The organism is Acinetobacter sp. P1(2023) (assembly GCF_028367635.1).
In the GTDB taxonomy this organism is placed as follows: Bacteria; Pseudomonadota; Gammaproteobacteria; order Pseudomonadales; family Moraxellaceae; genus Acinetobacter; species Acinetobacter pittii_E.
In genome coordinates, this window is the sequence record NZ_JAQNDD010000010.1 from 17,959 (window position 1) to 37,655 (window position 19,697).

The 19,697-nt window shown below is 32.5% G+C and carries 19 protein-coding genes and 1 tRNA gene; 12 read left to right on the top strand and 8 right to left on the bottom strand.

Annotated features, from left to right (window positions below; translation table 11 throughout):
- Positions 1 to 14: 14 nt before the first annotated feature.
- The 5 genes from tgt to queA form a co-directional block, all read right to left on the bottom strand.
- Entirely contained in the window at positions 15 to 1,148 is a 1,134-nt protein-coding gene (gene tgt / locus POD11_RS14205; protein ID WP_002116306.1) for a tRNA guanosine(34) transglycosylase Tgt, read from the bottom strand.
- 152 nt (positions 1,149 to 1,300) lie between these two features.
- A complete protein-coding gene (locus tag POD11_RS14210) occupies positions 1,301 to 1,870 on the bottom strand; it encodes a LemA family protein (RefSeq protein WP_262457595.1) in 570 nt (189 codons plus the stop codon).
- Positions 1,871 to 1,954: 84 nt separating this feature from the next.
- The gene (locus POD11_RS14215; RefSeq protein WP_262457598.1) at positions 1,955 to 2,983 is read right to left on the bottom strand and encodes a hypothetical protein; all 1,029 of its coding nucleotides are present in this window, start codon (positions 2,981 to 2,983) and stop codon (positions 1,955 to 1,957) included.
- A gap of 92 nt (positions 2,984 to 3,075) precedes the next feature.
- Positions 3,076 to 4,077 carry a hypothetical protein gene (locus tag POD11_RS14220; protein WP_239967430.1) on the bottom strand — a complete coding sequence of 334 codons (1,002 nt, stop codon included), beginning with the start codon at positions 4,075 to 4,077 and terminating at the stop codon, positions 3,076 to 3,078.
- A gap of 85 nt (positions 4,078 to 4,162) precedes the next feature.
- On the bottom strand, positions 4,163 to 5,200 hold the full coding sequence (gene queA / locus POD11_RS14225) for a tRNA preQ1(34) S-adenosylmethionine ribosyltransferase-isomerase QueA (protein WP_262457600.1): 1,038 nt from the start codon (positions 5,198 to 5,200) through the stop codon (positions 4,163 to 4,165).
- A gap of 182 nt (positions 5,201 to 5,382) precedes the next feature.
- Here queA and POD11_RS14230 point away from each other — a divergent pair.
- From POD11_RS14230 to POD11_RS14280, 11 genes are all read left to right on the top strand, one after another.
- A tRNA-Leu gene (locus POD11_RS14230) sits at positions 5,383 to 5,469 on the top strand.
- A 203-nt stretch (positions 5,470 to 5,672) separates the two neighbouring features.
- The gene (locus tag POD11_RS14235) at positions 5,673 to 6,986 is read left to right on the top strand and encodes a tyrosine-type recombinase/integrase (protein WP_262457602.1); all 1,314 of its coding nucleotides are present in this window, start codon (positions 5,673 to 5,675) and stop codon (positions 6,984 to 6,986) included.
- Between the two features lie 131 nt (positions 6,987 to 7,117).
- Entirely contained in the window at positions 7,118 to 7,780 is a 663-nt protein-coding gene (locus POD11_RS14240; RefSeq protein ID WP_262457604.1) for a hypothetical protein, read from the top strand.
- A 122-nt stretch (positions 7,781 to 7,902) separates the two neighbouring features.
- Complete coding sequence (locus tag POD11_RS14245; RefSeq protein WP_262457605.1) at positions 7,903 to 8,439, top strand: PAAR domain-containing protein; 537 nt, start codon at positions 7,903 to 7,905, stop codon at positions 8,437 to 8,439.
- Positions 8,417 to 9,094 (top strand): hypothetical protein, encoded by a 678-nt coding sequence (locus POD11_RS14250; protein WP_042051331.1) that lies wholly within the window; start codon positions 8,417 to 8,419, stop codon positions 9,092 to 9,094. The genes POD11_RS14245 and POD11_RS14250 overlap by 23 nt, the downstream gene beginning before the upstream one ends.
- A gap of 2 nt (positions 9,095 to 9,096) precedes the next feature.
- Positions 9,097 to 9,552, top strand: coding sequence for an NF045616 family extracytoplasmic (lipo)protein (locus tag POD11_RS14255; RefSeq protein ID WP_262457607.1), 456 nt, complete (start codon positions 9,097 to 9,099; stop codon positions 9,550 to 9,552).
- 30 nt (positions 9,553 to 9,582) lie between these two features.
- A complete protein-coding gene (locus tag POD11_RS14260; protein ID WP_262457608.1) occupies positions 9,583 to 10,347 on the top strand; it encodes a hypothetical protein in 765 nt (254 codons plus the stop codon).
- Positions 10,348 to 10,624: 277 nt separating this feature from the next.
- A complete protein-coding gene (locus tag POD11_RS14265; RefSeq protein ID WP_262457609.1) occupies positions 10,625 to 12,019 on the top strand; it encodes a hypothetical protein in 1,395 nt (464 codons plus the stop codon).
- Between the two features lie 1,017 nt (positions 12,020 to 13,036).
- The gene (locus tag POD11_RS14270; RefSeq protein WP_262457610.1) at positions 13,037 to 13,369 is read left to right on the top strand and encodes a hypothetical protein; all 333 of its coding nucleotides are present in this window, start codon (positions 13,037 to 13,039) and stop codon (positions 13,367 to 13,369) included.
- A 160-nt stretch (positions 13,370 to 13,529) separates the two neighbouring features.
- Positions 13,530 to 13,991, top strand: a complete 462-nt coding sequence (locus tag POD11_RS14275) for a hypothetical protein (RefSeq protein WP_262457611.1) — start codon at positions 13,530 to 13,532, stop codon at positions 13,989 to 13,991.
- A gap of 107 nt (positions 13,992 to 14,098) precedes the next feature.
- On the top strand, positions 14,099 to 14,299 hold the full coding sequence (locus POD11_RS14280) for a hypothetical protein (protein ID WP_262457612.1): 201 nt from the start codon (positions 14,099 to 14,101) through the stop codon (positions 14,297 to 14,299).
- Between the two features lie 87 nt (positions 14,300 to 14,386).
- Here POD11_RS14280 and POD11_RS14285 read toward each other — a convergent pair whose 3' ends face one another.
- The 3 genes from POD11_RS14285 to POD11_RS14295 form a co-directional block, all read right to left on the bottom strand.
- Positions 14,387 to 15,694: a hypothetical protein gene (locus POD11_RS14285; protein ID WP_262457613.1), complete on the bottom strand. Its 1,308-nt coding sequence runs from the start codon at positions 15,692 to 15,694 to the stop codon at positions 14,387 to 14,389.
- 255 nt (positions 15,695 to 15,949) lie between these two features.
- A complete protein-coding gene (locus tag POD11_RS14290; protein WP_262457614.1) occupies positions 15,950 to 16,360 on the bottom strand; it encodes a hypothetical protein in 411 nt (136 codons plus the stop codon).
- Positions 16,361 to 17,622: 1,262 nt separating this feature from the next.
- A complete protein-coding gene (locus tag POD11_RS14295; RefSeq protein WP_262457615.1) occupies positions 17,623 to 18,237 on the bottom strand; it encodes a hypothetical protein in 615 nt (204 codons plus the stop codon).
- Positions 18,238 to 18,345: 108 nt separating this feature from the next.
- On the opposite strand from POD11_RS14295, the gene POD11_RS14300 reads away from it, so the two are divergent.
- Positions 18,346 to 19,593, top strand: a complete 1,248-nt coding sequence (locus POD11_RS14300) for a hypothetical protein (protein ID WP_262457616.1) — start codon at positions 18,346 to 18,348, stop codon at positions 19,591 to 19,593.
- The last annotated feature ends 104 nt before the right edge of the window (positions 19,594 to 19,697 follow it).

Sequence of the window (19,697 nt, forward strand, 5' to 3'; positions counted from 1 at the left end):
AGCGCAAATCTGGCTTATTCATCAACAGGACATGGCGGAACTTCTAAACCACGACGGGCATAAAAGTCCTGAACAAATTCATCAAATGTGCCATTGTCTAATGCATCACGCATACCTTCAGTCAAACGTTGGTAATAACGTAAGTTGTGAATAGTACCGAGCATAGACGCTAACATTTCTCCACATTTTTCAAGATGGAATAGATAAGCACGGGTAAAGTTCTTACAAGTGTAGCAATCGCAATGTGGATCGAGCGGACTTTGGTCATGACGATATTTACTATTACGAATACGTACCAGACCATCCGTGACAAAATAATGACCGTTTCGAGCATTACGAGTCGGCATTACACAGTCAAACATATCGACACCACGGCGCACCGCTTCAACGATATCTTCTGGTTTACCAACGCCCATCAAATAGCGCGGTTTATCATGTGGCATTTTATTCGGCAGATAATCTAAAACTTTGATCATCTCTTCTTTAGGTTCACCAACAGATAAACCACCAATGGCATAACCATCAAAACCGATTTCTAAAAGGCCATTTAAAGACTCATCGCGTAAGTCTTCATACATGCCGCCTTGAATAATGCCAAATAACGCATTGTGATTTTTGAGCTCATCATGATGATGGGTTTTACAACGTTTTGCCCAGCGTAAAGAAAGCTGCAATGATTTTTGAGCTTCTTCATGGGTTGCAGGGTAAGGTGTACACTCATCAAAAATCATCACGATGTCAGAGTTCAAAACCTGCTGAATTTCCATAGAAATTTCAGGTGATAAAAACACTTTTGAACCATCAATCGGTGAGCGGAAAGTAACACCTTCCTCTTTGATTTTGCGCATTGCGCCAAGACTAAAAACCTGAAAACCGCCAGAGTCAGTTAAAATTGGCTTATTCCATTTAATAAAGTCATGCAAACCACCGTGCTCTTTAATTACTTCGAGACCCGGTCGCAAATATAAATGGAAGGTATTTCCTAAAATAATTTGTGCCTGAATGTCTTCGATGTCACGAGGTAACATACCTTTGACTGTGCCGTAAGTCCCCACTGGCATAAAAACAGGTGTTTCAACAACACCATGTTCTAAAGTTAAACGACCACGACGGGCACGCCCCGACTGACCTAATTTTTCAAACTTCATCTAAAAATCCTGAACACGAGCAGAGGCGAAGAAACAGTTCGCTGCTAAAAAGAGGGCTATTTTCCTTGATTCTGCGACGTAGTTCTACTACTAAATGTAGCTGGTTATAAAATAGATAAATTTCCGATAGTTTAGAGACTATTTTCTTCCTATTAAAAATTAGGTTTATAGTCAAAATTCTCATTAACGAGATTATCTCTAAAAGGACGAATTGCTTTCTTGGATAAAGTTAAGGTGTTAATGAGATTATTAGGGAATACTTCAATCTGGTTGTTGAACAGCTCGACATTACGGTTAAAAATACTAATTGCTGCACCAACATTTTCATTTTGTTCCTGAATATCATCCATCATTTTGCTATAGAGTGAATCAGCTTTAAGCTCTGGATAATTTTCAACAACAACTTTTAAGCTTCGAATAAGTTCTTGGCTCATTTTCTCGATCTCTTGTAGCTGAGAAATATCAGTGTTATTCACATTTAAATTAAGAATTTGTTGACGTAATTGAGTAACCTTCTCTAATGTCGATTTTTCAAATTGAGTATATTGATTGAGTGTTGATTCGAGAGATTCCAAGGTCTTTACTTTTTGACGCTCGAAATTGGCAACTTCAGCCCAGGCTCTTTTAGTCGCATTAAAGTAACGTACGATGGTGTTACGGATGTGAACACCCCAGACAATCAGTACGACGAAAATCCCCAAGAAAACAAATAAACCTGTCATTTTCACTCCTCTTATTTTTGTTCCCTCATTGAGCCTTTTAACTTCTTATTTTTGATAAGTTGCCAGTTCAGCGCTACGAGAGATTTATTTAATTAAATTAAGCATTAATTGCTGAAATTTTTCATATTGCGGCATAGTCATGGTACGCAAGTGTCCACGTAAAGTTGAAACATTATGAATTTCACTTTGCTTGCTGGTGGTCTGAAAAAGATCTTGTTCACCGATATAACACAAAATTTGTTCTTCATGATGATAAATTAAATCACCTTTAAAGTGTTGAAAAAAATCATGAAGTTTTAAAGTTGTGCTTGGGCTAACTTCTTTAGCTAATTGGTGTTGGGCAGTACCAAAAATATTGAGCTTTTGGTTAATCAGGATGTCAGTGCTTTGCCATTCAGTTAAGTAAGGTACAAAAAAGCGAGAACGTTGGTTACTTATAGCAATACCCAAGGCAGGCATTTGAAATATAAAAGCGCCCCATAGATCTCTATGGATCTCTTTAACTATTTTTTTGTCACTACCCTGATTTTGAAGAATGGGTAAATTATTTACATAGTGATATTTGAACAGCAGAACTTGATGTTCCGTAATTCCATCATCCCACGTAGTCGAAGCAAACTGAGTAATTTCGTTAGATTCATTACCCCGATTAAACAGTGGAAAGTGTTGCTTTAATTTGCTTAAGACTAAAATTGGTTGAGATTGAATAGGAAGATAGGCCGGTAACTGTTGAAAGCGTAATCCATAACGTAAAGTTGTGATACGTTCTTCTAAATAGTGAATGACTTCGCTTAGAGGTTTTTGCGGTTCATAGAGCACATAGGCCAGAAAACTAGTTAAAAATGCCCATAAGAGGCTCAAAATATATTGAATATGAGGATGAAACAAGTATCCAAATAATAAAGTCGTAATACTGCAAATACCTAACAAATACGGCAATACATTAACAAAACGAAGGTTAGGATCTTCACGCCATGGATGTAACGCATTTAAGAGCTCTTGATCTGTTTGTGACTTTTGTCCAGCATCCCAAAGTCGAGCAATATTGCGAAAAACCTGTGTGTTTTTCTTACGTCTTATATGCAGAGCTTCTTGTAAGGTATCAATTGGCATGGAAGTAATGAGGTCATTATCATAAAGTTCTATTTTTAGATTATCTTTTAAATTGAATGAGATAAATAGAAATAAATCATAAATAATTACTTTTATGATTTTGCCATTTGAGTTTCATTAATGAAATGCTGCAATTTATTTGCAAATTTCTCAAACTCTGGCATTGAAAGTGTTTCAAGGCATTCAGCAAGCTCGCGTACACTAGCGCCATATAAGCTTTGTTGCCGTAAAAGGTTTACATTACAGAGCCAACATAATGCAGATGTTTCAGGGTGTACATAAAAATCCCCTGGAAAATCTTCCAACATTTTTTCTAATAATAACAAACGGTCAGGGCTTAGAAATTTTACTAAATCCAATTCATTAATTCCGCTTTGTTGGTACTTTTGATTAAAACGGATATCACTTGATTCCCAAGCTACTCCTAAGCGACAAACCTTTTTCTGTTTACTTGAAATACTAACTCCGCGAACTGGAAAATTCTCTAAAATAACGCCGTATAAGTTATAGCTAACATCTTTTAGTTCCCATTTACCTTTTGAATTATAGGCCATCTCTCGATTTATATAATGGTATCTAAAGATTTTATATGGATGAATTGTTTCTCTTACTTGCCACTTACCGTGTATTGCAATTAGGACTGAATTTTGTTGATTACCTAACTTAAACAACGGAAAGTCTGAAGCGGATGTTCCTTCTTTAGGTAGGTTATCTTCAGTTGCAAATCTGAAATTATATTTATGTTCATAATAATAAGTTTGGATATCTTGAAGTAGGCAAATCAGTTCGGAGGTAGAGGCTCTGTGATAAAAACCATAAAAGATCGCAAGAATGGCAAAAGGAAAGAAGTAAATCGAGATTAAAAAGCCTAAGGCCATACAAACTAAGGCGAAAATTGTAGCATTCCAAAAAATATAATTTCGAATATCAAGTTGTTGGGTGCCTGTCCAATTCTTTAATGAATAAACAAGAATATCAAGTGGTAATTGCTGATTAAGTAAATTTCTTAATGCCTCAATATTTCTTAAAGTAATTTTGTTATGGGTATTTTGATTGTCAAAAGCATTTTGAATTTTTTGAAAAAGCAGTTTCATAAATTTTATTATTAGTCGAAATTGTAGTTGGATCAGCTGGGTTAAACTTTAAATGGGTTTATAAAATTTAACCCAGCTTTAATTTTTAAACTTCAAATTTATCAATCAGCATTGCATCGCCATAGCTAAAGAAACGATAGCGGTCTTTAACTGCATGTTTATAGGCAGCCAAGATGTTGTCTCGATTTGATAGTGCTGATACCAACATAAGCAGGGTAGATTCTGGTAAATGAAAGTTGGTAATTAAACGGTCTACGATGCAGAACTCATAACCTGGATAGATAAAGATTTGCGTGTCGCCAGTCCAAGCCGCGATTTTACCACCATGAGCTTGAGCTGCACTTTCTAAAGCACGTGTCGCGGTTGTACCCACAGCAATCACTTTATTGCCACGTGCTTTAGTCGCCAAAATTAAATCAATGGTTTCTTGGGGAACATCACACCATTCACTGTGCATGACATGATTGGTAATGTCATCAGTACGAACAGGCATGAAGGTGCCAGCACCAACGTGTAAAGTCACAAAAGATTTTTGAACACTTTTTTGCTCTAACTTTGCTAATAACTCTTCGTCAAAGTGCAAGCTCGCAGTAGGAGCGGCAACACTGGCAATTTTTTCGGGATTATGGAAAACCGTTTGATAGCGTTCCGTATCAATTTCTTCTGCTTCACGGTTAAAGTAAGGCGGAATAGGTAACTGACCATATTGCTCAAGTACAGGCAAGATCGGCTGTGAAAACTCAACCACAAATAAATTTTCGTGACGGCCACGTACAATCACAGGAATATTATCTGCACCAACAAAAAGCTCCGCACCTGCTTTAGGTGAGTTGCTTGATTTAATATGACAATACGCTGTGGTGTGGTTCAGCATACGCTCAACCAGAATCTCAATCGCACCACCTGTAGAGCGTTTTCCTTTAAGTCGAGCTTTCATGACCTTGGTGTCATTAAGCACTAACAAATCACCTTCTTTGAACAGATCGATAATGTCTGTGAACATGTGATCGTGATATTGACCTTTTGAGTCTAAGTGCAACAACCGTGAAGCACTACGTGATTCAAGAGGATAACGGGCAATAAGTTCATCAGGTAATTCAAAGGAAAAGTCAGACAGTTGCATATTTGAGAAAAAACACCACAAAAATTGTGCCTAGTATAAACTTTTTCGCTTTTTTATGGCTGTGCTTCTAGCCTAAATCATGAAAAATGTTTAAATGATCTAAAAGTGAACGATAATATTCACTTAGGGTTTGACAAGTTTTACAAACGCGCTAATATACGCAACACAAACATACTTCCTCTCCCGAGGTGGTGAAATTGGTAGACGCGGCGGACTCAAAATCCGCTGTCAGAGATGACGTGTCGGTTCGAGTCCGACCCTCGGGACCATATTCAGAATTGAAAGATTCTACGAAAACCCCTAAGCTAACGGCTTAGGGGTTTTTTGTTTTAGAAAACAAATATTTACGCTATCTTAAGTAGTTGATTTATAAAGTTGCTCAAAATTTTCTTTGGGGAATTAGCCCTCTTGATAGAAAGAATAAACATCCATATAAACATCCAGAACTTCTTTGAATCTTAATGAAATCAGAATGGCTAGGATTGTTAAACCTTTAACTGTTACTCAAATTGATGCTTCACAACCTAAAGAAAAAGATTACAACTTATCTGATGGTGAAGGACTTTACTTACGTATAAGAGCCTCTGGAACAAAAACTTGGATATTTCAATATAAGAACCAGCAAGATGTTCGAGTAGTGATTACCATAGGAAACTACCCACAATATAAATTAGCCTTAGCTCGTGAAAAGAAAAGAGATTACTTAAGTATCTTGGCAGAAGGTAAAGACCTTAAAGAATATTTAGACTCATTAAAAAAGAAGTCTACTCAAGAACTTTCACTTGAGGTCATAACACGTACATGGTTAGAACAATACGCTGTTAAGAAATCTCTAGATGAAGAAACTAAAAGGAAAAGAATTAGGAAATTCGAAAACCATTTGTTTCCTTATATTGGGCATTTGCAAATAACAGATATTCGGTCCAGTGACCTAAGACTGTTATTAAACAAGATTTATGAGAAAAGTGCTGATAATGCACAACGAATGCGTTCCGATCTAATCTTAATTTTTAGTTATGCTGTTCAATATGGCTATATTGAAGTCAATCATGCAAGAGAGATGGAGAGCCTTGATTTAACAGCCCCTAAAAAACATAGACCAGCTTTATCTTTAGAAAGATTACCTGAGTTAATACGGCGTATAAAAAGTGATACAGGACAACCGTTAACCAAGTTTGGAATTCTATTAGGTCTACACATCTTTATACGTTCTTCAGAATTACGATTTGCTAGATGGAGTGAAATTGATTTAGTAAAGAAGCAATGGGTACTTCCTGCTAAAAGAAATGAGGTGAGGGGAGCTAAGCATTCTGACCGTGGAGCCAAAATGAGAACTCAGCATATTGTTCCTTTATCTGACCATGCAATTGGGATACTTAAAGAAATAAAGCTCATTACTATGGGTAGTGAATATATATTTCCTAGCTCATATAAAGGTGCTCAATTTCTAGGTGAGAATACATTCAATGATGCCTTAAGAAGAATGGGATATGATACTCAAACGGAACTATGTTTTCATGGACTAAGAGCTATGGCACGTTCTGCATTAGGTGAGTGTGGTTTATTTCAGAAAGATGCTATAGAAAAGCAAATGAGTCACCAAGAACGAAATAATGTAGTAGGGGCTTATACACACGTCGCTGAGTACTTACAAGAACGAAAGGAAATGATGGAATGGTGGAGTCAATATCTTTTAGATATTGAAAAAAAGGGATATATTTCACCTTATTACTATGCTAACCCAGAAAAAAATAATGTAGTTACCTTTCAAAGAAATATAGCTTGAAACTAGATTTTCATAGTAATTGAAAAGTACAAAATTTTAGTCTTAATTTCTAGTTCTTTAAGGCCTAGCTTTATTACAATACATTGTTGATTGAGATGTGTATGTTTAAATAATTAAAAAGGAAATGTAAATTGATTAATAAGTATTTTATGATTGAAATGTCAAAGATAGCAACCAAAAATCTAGGCTTGGCTGTAGTTGATAGTATTTCATTAGGTTTAGGAAGCGGGATTAAAAATGCTGCTGATGAAATGACAAAATATGCCTCACTTTGTAATGAAGCACTTTATCATATGCAAGTACGAACTTTTCTTGAAACACTAGATTTGGATCAAGATGAAGTTAATAATTTTTTTAATGATAATCCTGATAATCAAAGATTAGGTGTTGAGATTTTTAAAATTTTAGAAATTACAATTTTAGAGAAACAATCTAAATATATAGCAATAGCTTTCAAAAAATACGTTAGAGGTGAGATAAATTCAAGAAAATTTCATCAATACTTACATGTAATCAATCAGCTTAATAGACATATTGTTGATGAAATTGAACTGGATCTGGGAAATGTTAATGAAAGCTCCTTACAAGGATTGCCAGATATAGAAAGAGAAGTGAGCTTAATAGCTTTTACAAGTATCAACACTTCAAAAAATCAAACATTACAAAATATTGGATTTATTGTAGAAAAAACAGAATCTCAAGAGTTACGGCTCACTGGTACTTTTGAACCAAAATTATCTTATTTTAGAACTGAACTTTATCTTAATTTTTATCTTGATATTATTAAAGAGTAATAATTTGGTTATTTTTTAGAATAGATGTAAGAGAAGTTTAATTAAATAAAAATAACAATTCCCTGTTATCTATATGGTTATTATAAGGAAACTCATAATAGACAATAAAGAGATATAAGATAATGGCAACGCCATATATAACAATTGGATGTCCTACTACTGGTGGTGGTCAAGTAATTTCAGGGAATAGTATGTTCCTTATTGATGGTATTCCTGTTGCATGCGTGGGTGATAAAGCAAGTTGTCCAACTCACAAAGTTGTTGCAACTATTGTGTCAGGTGATCCATATATGCAAATTTTTGGTAAAGCTGCTGCAAGAGTAAATGATTCACTTTCTTGTGGTTGTAAATTACTTCCAAAACAGAATCTAGTAGTTCAGGATAATGGTGGTAGTACAGGATCTGCAGCTTTATCTACTAATAATTTTCAACCTGCTCAAATAAAAGAATTCGGGCAAAAGTTTTTAATTATTGATGAGTCAACTTCAGAACCGTTAGCTAATATTCATTATGAAATTCATAAAGAAGGAAGTTTGTTTTCAAAAGGTGTGACAGATGAACAAGGATATACTCAATTTATATCTGGCGCTGAAAATGAAGAAATCGAATTAAAAATTGTAGTAGAGGATAAAGATCATGAACACTGTTGTAAGCCTTAGAGCTAGATTACAGGGTAAGGATTTCGTTGAGAAAAATCCAACAACTGTAACTGTAAATACACGTCGAAAATTGACTGGTGGAGAAATTGCTCTTGCTAAAATTATGTTTAAAGATGCAATCGATTATTCAAAGGTTGAGATTATTCGTGGTGGTCTATTATCTATTCCTACAAGAAGTAAAAATGCTATGACTCCTTTTGGTAGCATTCATTTACCTAATGAAGATTATGATAAGGTCAAAGATTTTTCTCAGGATCAAAAAGCGACTAATAAAATATGGTTCATTCATGAAATGGCTCATGTGTGGCAATATCAATTAGGATTGAATACAGCAATGCGTGGTATCGAAATAGGTATTAGAGGTGGTTATAGTGATGCTAAAGCTTATGACTATGATTTAGTATGCGATGACCAAGGTAAAAAATTTCAACAATTTAACTTTGAACAACAAGCTGAAATTATTAGCCATTACTTTGATGCCTATCATTTACCTGTTCAAGGGCATAATTATCCAGTTTTACATAATAAAAATGTTATGCAAAAATTTGCTTTAAAAAATGTTTTAAAAGAATTTCTTGTGAATCCTTCTGATAAGGCTTTGTTATCACAGAACTATGGAGGTATTTACTATAATCATGAGCCAAAAAGATATTGATTATGAAAAAATATATATTATTAATTTTGTTAACGATTCCTTTTTCTGCTTTTGCTACTTCAAATCCCTATAGAGGTGGTGAAGTTATTATAGATGTGAAAAATAATACGCCATGCTTTTATATTGATGATACAGAACAAAGAGGGGACTTTAGTATTGTTGTATTAGGCTTAACTCATGGCAGTAAAGAGTACTGGAATTATGATAGTTCGTTCGAAAAGAGCTATCCAGTGAAAAATAAATGTATTGTTCTAAATGAAAAAAACTTTAAGAACTTTAAAGGATTAAAAGAGAATACCCCTTATAGTGTAACTTTAGGAGGAGTGAGAACAGCCTATAACAAAGACTTCTGTGTCACAAAGAAAGCAGGAATACTTACAGTACAAGATTTTAAAGGGACGCAGTGTGTGGATGTAGAACCTAGTTTTTGGGATAAGTTAAAAAGATTATTTAATTAAAACAGTTTTTAGTTATTTGGGGGTAGATTTTTGAATAGCTTTTTTGAGGTTTCTTTTACTTATTTTATTTTAATATTTATTATTTTAATTGTCGGATCTATATTTTACAAAGTTAAGTATGGAACTACACCTCCTTATAAATGGTTTAATTCTATTATTACTCTTACTGCAACTGTCTTAACTCCCATATTAGCAGTTGCAGCATATGATAGTTGGAAAAAACAACATGTTATTAACCAACAGGAAACAATTATTGTTAGAGTGTTGGATCAACTTGATAAAGTAGATATGGCAGCAAAAGATTATTTTAAGCCTATTCATAGTTCTACTGTTATTGAGGATAATGAGAAATATGCAAATGATATATACTCTTCAGAGATACAATTAACTTTTGAATTAAAAAAACTAGAAACTTTGTTAGAACGTACTAAAGAAATAGATTTGAGCTGTTCAAGTTTAGAAAAAAATAATGTAATTAAATTTCGAGAATTAGTGGGAAAACATTATAAATATTTAAAATTTAATACAGAATCATTTCTAGAGGAAAATAAAGAATTTAAAAAATCATTACTTAAAAATAATGAAATAAACTTATTTATAATTTTTGGTGAAATAAATATTCAATGGAATCATCTGTCTAATGATATCAGATCAATAGTATTAGGTTGGTCAGGGGCTAAGTTATTATCAAATATAGATGAGAATAGGAAAAAATCTTTGTGTGAGAAAACTACATATAATCATGATGAGTATGCTAAGAAACTCTTTGAAAGAGCTTCTATAAATTTAAAATAATAATTAATTATTTTTTCAATTAATTAAAAACTATTGACGATTACAATCGCTAACATTTATCATCTAGTCGCTGACCACATTGTTAGCCGGTCGTCGCAGACCGCTGTAATACCGCATCAGAACTATTTCTTCTGAGGAATGTTCTCGTGTGTAACTATCGTCCCTCGCTCGTTGCGGTAGGACGAGTGAGGGACACCTTCGGGTGTGCTTGTGTATTACCAAGTCTGCGAACCCTTGCTCGTTCTGCCACCATAATCAACGAAGGGACTTTATAATAATGAAATTTAATAAACTGACTTTAGGCATTATTGCCTGTACTTTAGGCACATCCATATATACCTATCAATTGTATGCTGGTAAAAGTCCACAAGCTGCTATGGAAGTGGCCAATCCACAAAATACAGTCTCTTCAGAAAAGAAAGATAATAGAGTTCTAGTAAATAACTTGAATGATGCTCAAGAATTATTTAATACTTTATATAAACCTGTTGATAAAAATGCCTTAAAAAATAAAGAAGACTTGGAAAATTTTAACAAAGCAAAGACCAGCAATTTTAAGTTTATAGCTTATTTAGATGATGTACTTTCAGCATATCAATACAAAAATATTAAAACTTATAAAAATAATGGTGAAGAGCGTTATTTAGTTATTTTTTCACATCAAGAAGCTGTGATTTCCGATCCTTCTGACCAGTCAAGTTCTCTAGATTTATTTTTATTTAAAAAGTCAGGAGAGGGGTATGAGCTTATAGCACAGACTGAAAAAGGGGGATTGGGTAATGGAATGAGAGAGATATTTGACCAAACCTATAACAATATTATGAATACTGAACCTTTAGATATGGGTAATAAATTTAAAGGATTTATTATAGATCTTCCGTATGGTGGTGGGGGTGATGAAGCGCATATTCCTAACATTATTGTGATAGATGAAGAAGATAAAAAAATTAAAAATATAAATTTAAATGATGAAATAGTTTTTTCTGCTCAAAGTTGGGGTGACATTAATCCTAAATATAACTTTAGCTCTTTTTATGTTCTCAATGAACAGAGTGAACATAATGGTATATATGATCTAGAAGTCTTTTATGAAGGTGAAAATGTTGTAGGAAACTCAGCAAATCATACTTCAAAAATTGCTCCTTACAATGTGCATAAAACTTATCAATTTAATGGGGAAACCTATAAGTTAACCTCTGAAAAAACTAATAATTTTTCAGAATCATCTAACTATGATGGCTATATAAAGCACTTTTCTACGTTTAATAAAGGTGGCTATGGGCCTATACCTTATGGGTCAATAGAGAAGTTTATACGTGGAGATATAGATTATTGGTTGGGGCGAGGTATACGTTTTTATAAGCCAGCAAAAAAGACGGAAGAGTTTTTCTCATGGAAGGTAAAAGGACTAAAACTCTTTGGTTTAGAAGTCGTAGGAGTTGAACGTGGTGTATGCAATATTAGTGGCGAAGATAGATGTGGTTATGCTGGTGATACGATAGTTATCTTTGATAGTAGTGTCGATAAAGTAAGGAATGTACTTAAAAAGCAGACCTTTATTGATTATGCAAAACTAAGTTCAGATGAAAAAGGCAAATATCCAGAGCTAGACGCGATTGATTTTGAGGGTAAGCAGAGAGCAGCATTATTTTTGATAAATGAAAATCCATAATTTTAAAAATAAGAGTATTTGATGGAATAAAAGGTATTCCATCAATTCTACTAATTCTTATTTAAGGTTTTTAAATGCTAGGAATAATTGCTCTATTTCTTATTGGTGGGGGGATTCTCTTTTACCAAGTTCTTATCTTTGGACTTATTGTTGCTTCTGGATCAGTAGGTAGATGGATAGTGGCGCCTTTGGCTTGTCTATGGACCTTAACTCATGTTTTCTTCCCGCCTTTAATGATTTTACAATACTGTGTTATAGCTTTAGCTTTTGTGTGTGCATCAAAAAGATAACTACATATAAGTATTAATGAACTTTCAGGAAGAATTAGATATTTGTATAAGAATTTGAAAAATAAATAATTTTTAAAAAATTGTTATTGTAAGAGGATAATCAATTTAATAGTAAGACTCATTTTACTATGTTTGGATTAAAAATAATTGGTTCTAAAGTTTTCTCTTGTGTGTGGAGAAACACAAAAACACTATATATAGTGGCATTTAAATTAATGTGATGAATTCCTCATTATTAAAAATGAATAAAATTAGAGATAGGTTATGTAGATATGCATAATTTGCGTTGTGTGCAATTATTTCGAATGTTCTGGTGTGTTCTGGTATGTTCTGATGTCATCTACTTAAGTTGGCTTAAATCGCCTTAAAATTAAAAATAAAGGCATGTTTGTGTTGACAAGAATTAAGAGAATGTTAGTATAGACATCGTAAGTTTTATCTTTTTTTTTTAAACGCAAAAAAGCCATAGCTCAATGGCTATAGCTAGTTTGAGAAGCTTAGATAAACCAAGCAAATATGTAAGTGGATAAAAGTAGTCAATATGGAATGCAAATTGCCGTTTGCTATCCGACTTCTTAAATCTGGGTTTCTATAATACAGATGTTCGATTAATCGCACAATTAAAAAAGTGTAACAGTCGTTTGTTTGTGTGATGAGTAAGCATGGAAGAGAAGGGGCTACTACCACTGTTTTTCAATTTAATGACAAAACAGAGAGGTATCTTCTCATGTCAACAACCGTAGTAGCTTATTCTTATAAGCTTCCCGAACTTAACTCATATGCTGCTGAAATTTTAGCGAAATTATTAAGTGGTGCACATATTACTAATGCTGAAATGATGGAATATATTGATTGTCCTCATGCAGCAGCAGTGATGAGTAAAATTAGAGTTAAGTACAACTGGCAACCATACTTGAAGCAATGTTCACAAACTACTGTATCGGGTGTGGGTAAAGCAACTTATGAGTTTGTTTATTGGTTTGATCCAGTAGATATTATGTTTTTAAAGGCGAATGATCCTCGGATCCAGATGTATATTGATCATCACCTTAAAAAGTAACCTAAATAAAAAATAAAAGGTGTTCTGATGGATGCCTTTTATTTCAATTTTTTTACAGTTTAATATATATAATTTTGAAGAAGACTTTAGTTGAAATTTAAAGTTAATGCTACTAACACTTAATAGGAATGAAAATGAAAATCTTAGAGAGTTATAAAATATGAATGAAAAATTGGCATCTAAATCACAACGCTTTTTTAAGTCTTGGTCTCAATACAAGTCTAGTAAAGCAAGTGGTAATGTAGAGGACTTAAGCTTGAATGGAGGTATCAAAGATGTACGCCCTATACTTGTGGAAAGCGAGACATCTTTGGAGAAAATCTCTGTAGCAATTGGCAAAGTTTTTGAAGCTCTTGAAGCTCCCGAACATCATACTCGATTGTTGAGTGAGTTCATTCTAGATAAGCACACTGTATTAGAATATATTGCATTATTGTCTAATAAAGACTCGCTTAACAATGTAATTAATAAATACTTTCTTAGTTTACAAGGTGCTTTAAAACTTACCTCAGCATCTAATACCATTTCACTTTTTAAAAAATTAAAACAAATCACTTTGACTGTAATTTTCACTACTACTCGTAATTTTTCTATTCAAAAAAATCTTTCTATCTCTGCTTAAAGGCAACTCTTAATGACCCAACTGCAAATTAATATTGTATGTTTGGGAATCATTACTGTTATTTCTCATTCGTACAGCCTAAATATAACTCTAATTGGAGTAAACAAATGGCTAATCGAAAGAAGAAGCAAAAGCCAAAAAACAGTAATGTAAATAAGAGAACTCAGCCTAAACCACTAATTATTATTCAGCAATGTTCCAATAATAAAGGAGCATGGATGATATTAGTTGCTGAATTTTTAAAATTTTTAACTTTACTTTGGACTGAATATAAGAAGTATATTGTTGAATTTTTTAATTCATTCTAAGTAACATTCTGTTTTGATCTGATGAGGGTAGTGGAGTATTGAAATTCCATCTACCCTTTTATTGTATATTGCATTATGGGTAAGGGGTTACGAAGATTTTTCAATAGACTGAGTAGGTCTGTATTTAATCGTTATCAAGTTCATAATGACAATCTTTAAAATTTCTCTAAAGTTTTTGATAGCTTCATTGTAAGGTATCAATTCAGGATTCCATTTATGTTCTGTGTCAGTACTATTTTCTTCATAATAGATCCAATTTGCTACGTCAGAACGTATAAGTTGAATAGACTCTTTGAACTCTAATAAACAATCAGGATACTTTGCATATGGGTCTACAATCTTAATTTTTAACTGAGGATTTAAAATTAATGCCTTATAAATTTTATTGTTGATATGGCGATCATTAAAGCCATAACCAATTATAGTTAAAGTATCAATTTCTTTTAATTTTTTTGAAAATAATATAAGTTTTTCTTCACCCTCTTTCTCACTATAGGAAATACTATATTTATCACCACCTGTTAACATGGATTTTTCAGCTATATCTAACTCATTATCCATATTAGTAATAAAACAATCTTGTGCAGACTGAATCTTCTCACCATTGGGATGATAATGACACATTTTCATCATATCGTTAAAGTTATTTGATAATTCAGTAGCATTTTCGACATCTAAGCTTAAATTGCATAAGTACTGACCATCTTTATATTTTAGCTCATTAAGACCGCCATGTAGTTTTACTAAATTAACGCCATATTCATCTGTTAGGAATGATAAGTTCTCTAAGGTTAATTCATCTCTTTTCGTATATGTTAATTTTATAATTTTGTTAAAATTTTCTCTATTATCTTGTCTGAAACTAATTTGATGACTATCGCCAAATGAAATCGGAATATTAAAATCTAAAGCTAAATATTCCATAAATAAATCATGATTAAGCGTAAAAATCCAAGTTTCTTCATTCTGATTGATTAGATTTCTAAAATTTCTATAAGGTTCTTTATTTGCTTGATACAAATGAAAAGCAGCCTTTTGGTAGTCAACAAGAATAGTATGTATTATCCCGTATAGGATACCAAAAACATATTCATAGCTGTGCCTTTCAGATTGAGAAGTACTTGGCTTTGAAAGATTTTTTACAGCATTTATTATAACTTCATAGTTTTGCTCATTCTTCTCTTTATAACTGAGCAGCAATTCAAAAGCTTCTAATAGAGCATCCCGACTTAGTGGGTATTCCTCACCATAAGGAAAAGTTTTAGATAAGCTATCTGCTAGAAGAGTAATATATTCTTTATCAAAGATTGATAAAAATACCTCTGTTAGATCCGAAGCTAAAGGCATACCAAATTGATAAGAGAATCCTGCTGCGAGCAGATAGCATTGTGTCATAGTGATAATTATTGAATTAGTTGATTGTTATTTATACTATAATTATAGCTCTTTTTTCTGTTTTATAAAGAATTTATTTCTTAGCTGGTTGGAATTTTAATAACTCCAAAACCTTTATGTCTTATCCCTTCTTTGTGATCAACTTTAGCTAGATAACTATATCTGTACATTGCATCAATGAATTGTTCTTCTGTTCTAAGGTAATGTACAGGGAAGTTCTTACCTTCTTGATAAGCAATAGTCCATCTAACTTCATTAGCTTGTCCGTTCTATTATTAGTTCTTCTTTTCTCACTCCATCCAACATAGCACATTCATATATCATCTTATAAACAGTGTAGTAGCTACGATGTACTTCAGCATTGTAGATGAACATACAATGTAAGTGATGGTTATCGTTTTCTGATAATTCAAAGCTATATAGATGTAGTAAGCCTTCATCTTTAAACTTAGCTTTTAGACGGCGATTAAACTTCTCAATACTAAAAGTATTCTTGTCTGTAAGTCCTATAGTGATGTGCATTGCTCTAGGCTTTGATATGTTCTTTAAAGACCAAAGCATTGAAGAGTGTATGGTTTCTAAGGAACTCTTTCTTAGTGAATAATGTGGGTTTACTTCATATCCTTTGAAAGTTGTAGTCTTTAATAGGTATTTAGGATTAATCATTTATAATTTCTCTTAATTTTTAGTTTATTTTTGAGGTGATGGCGTGTAGGGGTATAGATATAAGTAAGTATATATATCTATATAATACACGTCATAGATCAACTACTATAAAAATCATATATGGTGGGGCTTTTATAGTGTTGAATTGGTTTTTATACTAACTGATATATGGGCTATTTTCAGATAAAGATGTTGGAATGATAGAAAATGATAGAAGAAGTGAAATCATAGGGAATTATTTTTTATTAATAGTTAATATATATTGGTAGTGTGGAGATGTCAAATTGATAGAATTTTTATAATCAACTAAGAAGGGAAACTAATATACATATTGTAAGCACTATAAGCTTTATACAGCCATTTAGTAATATTTGATATATCATTTATACCTTTATTCTAGAATTGCTCTAAAGTGAATTGAGAGCAATATAGAGGGTACTATATTTTTAAGTCAAAGCCCTAGGTATGATATAGCCTAAGTGTATGAGTAATAAACACGGGAGATACCTAATTTTTGCCCCCGTACCCTAAGACACTCCGTTTTAAGGGGGGAGTTATTTGTGGTCGAGTATCCACTTTCAGGTTAGATCGTATTCATGGGAATACAATTCTCCACGCCCTCGGTTTCTTTCATTGTGTACCTAATATTATGCAGTCGGTTGGATGCTGGCTAAACATGTAACTCTATTCTTAGGGATAGATAAAATTTTTAGAGTGTCGTTACAAGTTTAGACCAGCTAAAATTGGATTCTCATGAGGAAACATTTGTATTAAAGACGATGATAATGGAAGGTATTGGCAAAATGAAGAAGTGTGCTGGAGCTAATTAAACAGAAGATTAATATGTACGGTTTATTTCGAGTTTATTTCGATAAACTATTGATATTTATATTTAAATTTGACAAAGGTAAAGAGGCGTATTATAATAAATCGTGATTTGCAGAAACAGGCTCACCCTGCCATTTATTTATGGTTTGGAAACCATTAACTCCCCTAAGGGGTCGTTAATAGTTACGCTATCGCTTCCACGTTACCAACCATTACCTTTTTCCACTACGAAAACTATTTCAACTCCCTACGGGTCGTCTCATAGTTTTCTACGTTCTTTTCTTTATTACAGTCATAAAAGAACTACGTTCCCTCTGACGAGGTAACTTATTCTTTTATTCCTTCTTATACTTAGTAACGTTATGATTTTTTCACTATCTAGTAATAGAAGATAAATTTTTATATTAAAAATAAAATGAAATATTAATACGATTTTATTTTTTATATTTTTTAGTATTTATAATACATTCAGCTCTAAATTTTATCATTTCTTTTTTTTCTTTAGGAATATTTATATTGATAGTTTTATTAACCTCATCAATACAAGTTTGTCCAATAGCTTCACGGTATTCTTTATATTTAGTTGAATATCTTATTTTATATAATTCTTTCGTTTCATTATTCATCATTATCTTTCTATATGCATTTCCTAATGCATGTTGTCCACACATTTCATGAAATTGAATTGTAATATTAGAATTTGAGTTTATTGCCTCAATTAATGTCGTATATATTTTAAATATCCAATAATAAGGCAAACCTGTTAAAAAACTAAGATCAAAAATAACTTGTAAGTTAATGCTTGTTTCAGCTCTTTCTAATTTTGCATAACCTGTTTTTGAATAAGAGGTTGATTCATCTCCAAACTTCAATACAGCTCCCATTTGTTCCTGTGTTAAATCAAGATTTTTCCTAAACAAATATAATAAATAACCGAAGATTTCTTCAGGAGATGTTACAAAGATTTTTTTCTGTAGAGCTATTTCATCATCAAGTATTTGTTTATCAGTTCTTGTATCTGGAGTAAAAATAATTTCATTTTTTTGCATAATATTTAGTCAAGTGCTCAAAAAGAGTTTTTTGATGGGGTGTTGAGGATTGTAATTAAAGTATTCCTTGTCAGCAATGTTGCTGATTTATTTTTAAAGGTGCTTACCATGACTAATACAAACTCTACTCCGATCTCACCAGAGGTATATAAGGTTTATAAAGAAATGCCAGTAGAACATCAAAATGAATATATGCAACAACAAATGAACGCTTATGAAGCTGCTTATGGCTTTATAGAAGATGCAGAATCTGTTTGTGTATCACTAGTAGTAAATGATGTACAAGACTTACCGACAATGGGAGTTCAGATTTTTGACCCAACATCAATCGAATCTGATCCTGTATTAATGAAGAATTTACAACAAGCAATGAAAGTAAACGAAAGTCAAGGATTAGAATTTAAATATGAAAGTTATAAAATTTTCTTTCCAATTTGGTCATTCTCTTCAATTGCATCCAAGTTTACAACTAATAAAGTTGCAGTTCACATTAATACTCCTAATGTTGAAGGAGAAAATCCAGTAGGACAAAAAATTTCTAACACTTTCGGCCTTTCAACATTTGCACATTTGCATTCACGTACTACAGATAATAAGGACGTCAAAAAAGCTCAAATGGCGGTTAACTATATTACAACCTGTGCAACGATGATTGATCCCCTACGTAATACAAAGGTTGAGGGTTTTGAAAATGTGAAAACTGGAAATTTATTAGTTGTAATTCCACCAAATTCAAATTTTGAACCAAATGATGATACTTATATTGCGAAATTTAAGGATATTTTTGAAAACGAAGATGCTGTTTTACAAGGTAGTAATTTAGATATTTTTTCTAGTAATATTTTCGGAATCCGTTATCACTTGCGATCTTGGATGGATGATAACGAGGAAATGTTAGGAAATTTAATTGAACAACTAAAGACGATACGACCAAGCCAAGTTAAAACTGAAACTTATCATGCATGGTTAGGTGTTCTAGCAATTGCTCTTTTGACAAATTATGAATATTTTGAACAAATGTGGGATTTAATGCTTGAGCAAGTTGGAACTCAACCACTTGAAGCAAAAGTAAAGCTAATTGGTGCATTGTCAAAAATTATTCCAGACTATGAAAAGTTTTTAACAAGTTTTCATGTTGGAGTTGAAGATAATACTGTATTACCTTCAACGTTATTACGTTCAATACTAGGAGGGATTGGCTATAATATTTCAGAAATGAGTGAAGCTTTTTCTGATTTGGGATTTCCTCTTAAGGACTATAAAGGTGGAGTGCCATTGAAAATTTTAAAAGCTAAATGTGTTGATCTACCAATGGAAGATAAACGATTTAAAAAATATATGGAATCTCTTAAATAATAATTATGTTTAAGAAGAGCTCGATGTGTATTACATCGAGCTTTATTTTTATAATTAAATATTAAGGATTTGATTAATTTTAATTATTTTTGTCTATATTATTA

Coding starts and splice junctions, on each gene's coding strand:
- tgt (WP_002116306.1), bottom strand. CDS start 1,148: ATGAAGTTTGAAAAATTAGGTCAGTCGGGGCGTGCCCGTCGTGGTCGT.
- POD11_RS14210 (WP_262457595.1), bottom strand. CDS start 1,870: ATGACAGGTTTATTTGTTTTCTTGGGGATTTTCGTCGTACTGATTGTC.
- POD11_RS14215 (WP_262457598.1), bottom strand. CDS start 2,983: ATGCCAATTGATACCTTACAAGAAGCTCTGCATATAAGACGTAAGAAA.
- POD11_RS14220 (WP_239967430.1), bottom strand. CDS start 4,077: ATGAAACTGCTTTTTCAAAAAATTCAAAATGCTTTTGACAATCAAAAT.
- queA (WP_262457600.1), bottom strand. CDS start 5,200: ATGCAACTGTCTGACTTTTCCTTTGAATTACCTGATGAACTTATTGCC.
- POD11_RS14235 (WP_262457602.1), top strand. CDS start 5,673: ATGGCTAGGATTGTTAAACCTTTAACTGTTACTCAAATTGATGCTTCA.
- POD11_RS14245 (WP_262457605.1), top strand. CDS start 7,903: ATGGCAACGCCATATATAACAATTGGATGTCCTACTACTGGTGGTGGT.
- POD11_RS14250 (WP_042051331.1), top strand. CDS start 8,417: ATGAACACTGTTGTAAGCCTTAGAGCTAGATTACAGGGTAAGGATTTC.
- POD11_RS14255 (WP_262457607.1), top strand. CDS start 9,097: ATGAAAAAATATATATTATTAATTTTGTTAACGATTCCTTTTTCTGCT.
- POD11_RS14265 (WP_262457609.1), top strand. CDS start 10,625: ATGAAATTTAATAAACTGACTTTAGGCATTATTGCCTGTACTTTAGGC.
- POD11_RS14270 (WP_262457610.1), top strand. CDS start 13,037: ATGTCAACAACCGTAGTAGCTTATTCTTATAAGCTTCCCGAACTTAAC.
- POD11_RS14275 (WP_262457611.1), top strand. CDS start 13,530: ATGAATGAAAAATTGGCATCTAAATCACAACGCTTTTTTAAGTCTTGG.
- POD11_RS14280 (WP_262457612.1), top strand. CDS start 14,099: ATGGCTAATCGAAAGAAGAAGCAAAAGCCAAAAAACAGTAATGTAAAT.
- POD11_RS14285 (WP_262457613.1), bottom strand. CDS start 15,694: ATGACACAATGCTATCTGCTCGCAGCAGGATTCTCTTATCAATTTGGT.
- POD11_RS14290 (WP_262457614.1), bottom strand. CDS start 16,360: ATGATTAATCCTAAATACCTATTAAAGACTACAACTTTCAAAGGATAT.
- POD11_RS14295 (WP_262457615.1), bottom strand. CDS start 18,237: ATGCAAAAAAATGAAATTATTTTTACTCCAGATACAAGAACTGATAAA.
- POD11_RS14300 (WP_262457616.1), top strand. CDS start 18,346: ATGACTAATACAAACTCTACTCCGATCTCACCAGAGGTATATAAGGTT.